This window comes from Streptosporangium fragile, from assembly GCF_039534445.1.
Classification (GTDB): domain Bacteria; phylum Actinomycetota; class Actinomycetes; order Streptosporangiales; family Streptosporangiaceae; genus Streptosporangium; species Streptosporangium fragile.
In genome coordinates this window covers 1-5086 of the sequence record NZ_BAAAVI010000143.1, presented here as the reverse complement: position 1 = coordinate 5086, position 5086 = coordinate 1, and the positions used below count along the sequence as shown (strand labels likewise).

Here is a 5086-nt window from a genome sequence, read left to right as displayed (position 1 = left end):
TTGCCGTTGAGCACCCGGCTGACCGTGGCCTCGCTGACCCCGGCCTGCGCGGCGACGTCGGCCAGCCGGATGCCTGTTCCGTCGGGGCGGGAGCGTGAGGTCTCCGCGAGTTCACCGTCCATCAGAAGACACCCCACCATGCGGCCGGATCACGCGCAAGCCGATCGGCGTCCCGGCGCCCTCGCGTGAAACCTATTTCCGAAACTTTTCGCAAACTGTAACATCTCACGCTCGAAACAACGGACCGCGCGGACAACCTCGCAGGTCACGGACTTCTCTCATCCCAAGAGTCCAACACGTAACCAATAGATGTGCGATTTCTAACGACATCTATGGACACACAGGCAAGTGTCGCGATGTACTACCTCATCAATCACACGGCTGGATCCGGGCATCGGAGCTCGGGAGGAACGAGCGCGCATGAGTACCGTCGTCCTCGATAACGTGAGCAAGGTTTATCCCGGCGGATACCTTGCGGTCGACCGCATGAATCTGCGCGCCGAGAACGGTGAATTCCTTGTTCTGCTCGGCCCCTCCGGGTGCGGCAAATCCACGCTGCTCCGGATGATCGCGGGCCTGGAGGAGGTCACCGCCGGAGACCTGTGGCTGGGGGGCGCGCTCGCCAACGACCTCGCCCCCCGTGACCGCGACGTCGCCATGGTCTTCCAGAACGGCGCGCTCTACCCACACCGCACGGTGCGCGGCAACATCGGTTTCCCCCTGGAGATCGCCAAAGCCGACCCGGCGATGATCAGGGAGCGGGTGACCGAACTGTCCAAGGCGCTGCACATCGACGAGACGCTGGACCGCCGGCCTGGAACGCTCTCGGGCGGCCAGCGCCAGCGGGTCGCGATGGGGCGCGCGATCGTCCGCCAGCCCTCGCTCTTCCTGATGGACGAGCCGCTGTCCAACCTGGACGCGGGCATGCGCACCGAGCTGCGCATGGAGATCTCCTCACTGGTCCGCTCGCTCGGGGTCACCACGATCTACGTGACGCACGACCAGGTGGAGGCCCTGACCCTGGCCGACCGGATCGCCATCATGAACCGCGGGGTCCTGCAGGACCTCGGCACTCCGGGCCAGGTGTACAACGACCCGGCGACCGCCTTCACCGCGGCCTTCCTCAGCTCCCAGCAGCTCAACCTGCTCGCGGCGACCGTGCGCGCCCCGCAGAACCAGTTCATCCTCCTGGACTTCGGCCCGCACCAGATCATGATCCCCTGGACCGATCCCAGGGCGTACGCCATCTCCAAGCACGTCGGCCACCAGATCATCGTGGGCCTGCGGCCCGACTGCCTGGCCCCGGTCCCCGACACCTTCGAGGGGCCCACCTTCCTCGGCCGCGTCCGCGCCCTGGAGTACCACGGTCACGAGTGGCTCGCCTATGTGGAGAGCGGGCTGACCGCCGTGGCGGTGCCCGAGCCGCCCGACCCCCGGCGCAACGCCCGCATGGGCTCCGCCGCGCTCGGCGGCGGCCGGGCCCGTTCGATACTGCGCAAGCTGATCCCCGGTTACGGGTTCGGCGCCGACGCCGAGCCGCACCAGGAGCAGGAGCACGCCGGTGGCAGCCACCGCCGGGCCGATCTCATCGTCCGCCTCGGGGGCCGTCCCGTCTGGCGGGCCGGCGAACCCGCGCGGGTGGGCGTCGACGCCAGCCGCCTGATGCTCTTCACCGTGGACGGCTCCCGGGTCGACCCGCCGCAGCGCTGACCCCGCCCCCGGGCGCCCGACCGGGGGACGGCCATCCGGGGTCGGCGCGACCGGCCGGGCGGCTCCGCCCGGCCGGTCAGGCGAGCCGCATGGTCCGGCCGATCCTGTCGAAGAGCTGCTGCCGGTTCTCGCTGTCGGTGCTGAGCGTGATGATGCAGGTCTTGCCCGAGCCGGGCAGGTAGTACTGCGTGCCGTGGATGTCGACGCCGTTGGTGGGGAACGTGTAGACGATCCGCGCCGCCTCCGTGGAGCCGAGCCGCACCGTCTTGGCGTCGGTGACCTTGGCGTTGAGCTGCTCCAGCTGGGTTCTGGTCTCGTTGATCAGCTGGTCCATCGACGGCGCCTGGACAGCCTGGCAGAAGCCGTTGAGGTTGGTCGCGAAGCCGTTCGGCGACGCCTTGACCGACGCGGAGTCGGTCGCCCAGATCCCCTTGCTGTCCACGAGGGTCTGCAGGCTCTTCCTCGCCTGCTGCGCCGCGGCGCCGGTCAGGCCGCTGCGCCGCAGGCCCTCCTCCAGGTCGTCCTTGCTCAGGTCGAGCGCGATCCACTCCTGTGGCACGGCGACGGTGAGGCCGTTCTCCGCGCTGCCGATCCGCTTGAAGCCCTCGGGCATCGGTCCGGGCTCCGGCGCCCCCTCGGGCTCACCGGTGGCGGGCGGCTCCGTCGGGCTCGCGACCGGCGGCCGCACGTCACCGGCGGGGACCCCGGCGGCGACCGCCCACTCGCCGCTCCCCCAGGCGGTGGTCAGGGCCAGGCAGAGACCCAGCAGTCCCGTGGCCGCGACGTGGTGGCGGTTAGGCATCAGGCTGCCCCCCTCACGGGCCCGTGGCGGCCCGATACCGATATGACCTGCGGTGCCCATCGGGGGGATTCTGATGCGGGCGTGCACGACTGGCGCCGTATCACCGCATTCAATACCCAATTACCGTTACGCCGGAAACGCCCTATTTCAGGAGACGCGGCCGATGATGGAGATGATTTCCAGGACCCGGACGGCGCGGTCCAGCTCCGCACGGTGGAAGGGCGGACCCTCCGTCCTGGCCAGGACCAGGTGCAGGCTCGTCCCGGGGACGGGCAGGCTCATCAGCTGGTGCCCGCCCGAGGTGAGGACCGCGGGACGCAGGGGCGTGAGATCGTCCGCCTTCACCCCGACCAGGCCGCCCGTCTCCTCCAGGGCCTGCGGAGCCTGCCAGCTGCGGTGCGGGAGCTCGCCGCGCTCCGCGGACATGATCACCGCCCACTCGGCGCTGACCAGGTCCGGCATCGCGTCCACCAGGGTGGCGAGGGCCCGGCCGGGCTCCCCGGCGACATGTCGCAGCAGGTCGTAGTCAGGCGCGGCGCCGGGGATCTCGCGGGTGGGCCAGACGCCCTCGACGCGCATCCCGGGGACCACCGAGAGACGCTCCCTGACCGTCTCGGCGTCGGTGGTCCCGGGCCAGGAGACGGTGAAGTCGTCCACCGCGCGCCCCGCCGCGCGTTCCAGGACCGTCACCTGGAGAATGTCCGCCCCCAGCGTGCCGAGCACCCGGGCCGCCTGGCCCAGCGCGCCGGGCCGGTCCGGGAAGGAGACCCGTAGCCGCAACATCATCACCGATCACCTCACTCTGGACATCAGAGTGTCGTAGCCAGGTTTCAGGGAGGTTCCAGGGCGATGTCCAGAATAAGTCCTGAAATGGGTAAAAGTCAGTGCTGATATGCGCCCGCGGCGGGCTTTCCGGGCAGCGCGGCCCCCGCCGCGTCGCGGGCCAGCTCGGCGCCGCCGTACCAGGCGGGACCGAGCGGGAAGCCGCGGCCGATGGCCGGGGAGCCGGGGCGCAGGCGCAGGTCGTCACGGCCGCGGAAACGGGGGTCGGCCATGACCGACCGCGGGCCCAGCTTGAACTTGCGGGAGCGGCCGCGGTAGACGCTGCCGCCCTCGTCCGCGCCCTTGCCGTCCTCGTAGCCGACCTGCCCGCCGACCGCGATGACGTTGTTGCGCAGCTTGAGGATGCCCGGGGCGCAGCCGTCGTGGCAGGCCCAGCCGAGGGTGTCGCGGCCGGGCAGGTAGACCGAGTTGTGCGCCGCCACGGTGCCCTTGACCGGTCCCACGGCGTGGCGGGGCCCCCGGGTGACGAGGAAGGACGCCCTCTTGCGCGAGGAGGTCACCACGTTGTGGGCGAAGACGTTGCCCGTGGCGGTCTTGCCCTTCTCCGCGCCCAGTTCCACGAAGGTCAGGTTGTCCCGGGCGGTGTTGTGGGTGATCCGGTTGCGGTCGCCGTTGAAGACCTCGACGGCGGCGCCGTCGAAGCCGTAGTCCTTGCTCGGCGCGAAGCTGCCGGTGATCACATTTCCGGTGACGAGGTTGTCGTCGCCGTTGAGCAGCACGCCGAAGGCTCCGGAGTCGTCGTCGCCGCCCTCGTCGTCGACGCTCATGCGGTTGTTGGCGGTCAGGACGCTGTTCTTGACCACGTTATGGGCACCCATGACGTGGACCCCGCTGATGTTGCGGTCGGCGCGGACCCGGTCGAGCTCGTTGCGGCTGCCGCTCACCTCGAAGCCGGACCACAGGCAGTCGCTGGCGTGCACGCCCACCACCCGCACGTAGGAGCCCGAGATCACGACGCAGGCCGCGTCCCTGCCGCTGATCTTCGGGGCCGCGCCCGTGCCGTACGGCTCGACGGAGATGGGGTTGGCGGCGGTGCCCTTGCCGGACAGGGTGAGGGTGCCGGGCCAGCGCCCGCCGCGCTTGAGGCGCACGACGTCGCCGGGACGCAGCTCGGTGGCGTTGACCTTGTCCAGGCTGCGCCAGGGCGCCGTCGCCGAGGTGCCCGCGGCGGCGTCGTCACCCGACCGGGAGTCGACGTAGTAGACGGTGCCGGCCGTGGCGCCGGCCGGCGCCGGGACGGCGACGAGCCCGCACCCCGCCACGAGGGCCCCGAGCGCGGGGATACTCCATCGCCTCGTCGAATCCATCCTGACACGCTCCATCACACTGTCACCGGCGATCACTCAGCGCAGATCCTCGCACATCAGTCACGTGATCGACGACTCCGGCGCCGGACACACAGCGAGGCGTTATGTCCCCTTCATCGCGACGTCACCGGAACGCGGCGACCGGCCGCCGGGACGCGGCGGGGGGACGGGTCAGCGGGAGGGACGCGTCACCGGAGGACCTTGGGGCCGGAGCCCGTCGATCCCCGCACGATGAACTCGGGCTGGAAGATCAGCTCGGCGTGCCGGCCGGGCGCGCCGCCGATGGCCTCCAGGAGGGTGTGGACGGCGGCGGTCACCATCGACTGCACCGGCTGGCGCACGGTGGTCAGCGGCGGGTCGGTGAAGGCCATCAGCGGCGAGTCGTCGAACCCCACCACCGACACGTCCCCCGGCACCGCCAGCC

At 70.7% G+C, this 5086-nt stretch carries 6 protein-coding genes; 1 reads left to right on the top strand and 5 read right to left on the bottom strand.

The annotated features are described in order from the left end of the window. Window positions 1-122 (bottom strand): LacI family DNA-binding transcriptional regulator (locus ABD841_RS40115; RefSeq protein WP_344982302.1); only part of this gene is annotated, 122 nt, incomplete at its 3' end. A 298-nt stretch (window positions 123-420) separates the two neighbouring features. Between ABD841_RS40115 and ABD841_RS40110 the strand changes: the two genes are divergently transcribed. Next, complete coding sequence (locus ABD841_RS40110) at window positions 421-1710, top strand: ABC transporter ATP-binding protein (RefSeq protein WP_344982301.1); 1290 nt, start codon at window positions 421-423, stop codon at window positions 1708-1710. Between the two features lie 76 nt (window positions 1711-1786). Here ABD841_RS40110 and ABD841_RS40105 read toward each other — a convergent pair whose 3' ends face one another. The 4 genes from ABD841_RS40105 to ABD841_RS40090 form a co-directional block, all read right to left on the bottom strand. Further along, window positions 1787-2512 carry a hypothetical protein gene (locus tag ABD841_RS40105; protein WP_344982300.1) on the bottom strand — a complete coding sequence of 242 codons (726 nt, stop codon included), beginning with the start codon at window positions 2510-2512 and terminating at the stop codon, window positions 1787-1789. A gap of 147 nt (window positions 2513-2659) precedes the next feature. Further along, window positions 2660-3298 carry an ACT domain-containing protein gene (locus ABD841_RS40100; protein WP_344982299.1) on the bottom strand — a complete coding sequence of 213 codons (639 nt, stop codon included), beginning with the start codon at window positions 3296-3298 and terminating at the stop codon, window positions 2660-2662. A 95-nt stretch (window positions 3299-3393) separates the two neighbouring features. Continuing rightward, window positions 3394-4662, bottom strand: a complete 1269-nt coding sequence (locus ABD841_RS40095; protein ID WP_344982298.1) for a right-handed parallel beta-helix repeat-containing protein — start codon at window positions 4660-4662, stop codon at window positions 3394-3396. Between the two features lie 188 nt (window positions 4663-4850). Continuing rightward, window positions 4851-5086 (bottom strand): substrate-binding domain-containing protein (locus ABD841_RS40090; protein ID WP_344982297.1); only part of this gene is annotated, 236 nt, incomplete at its 5' end.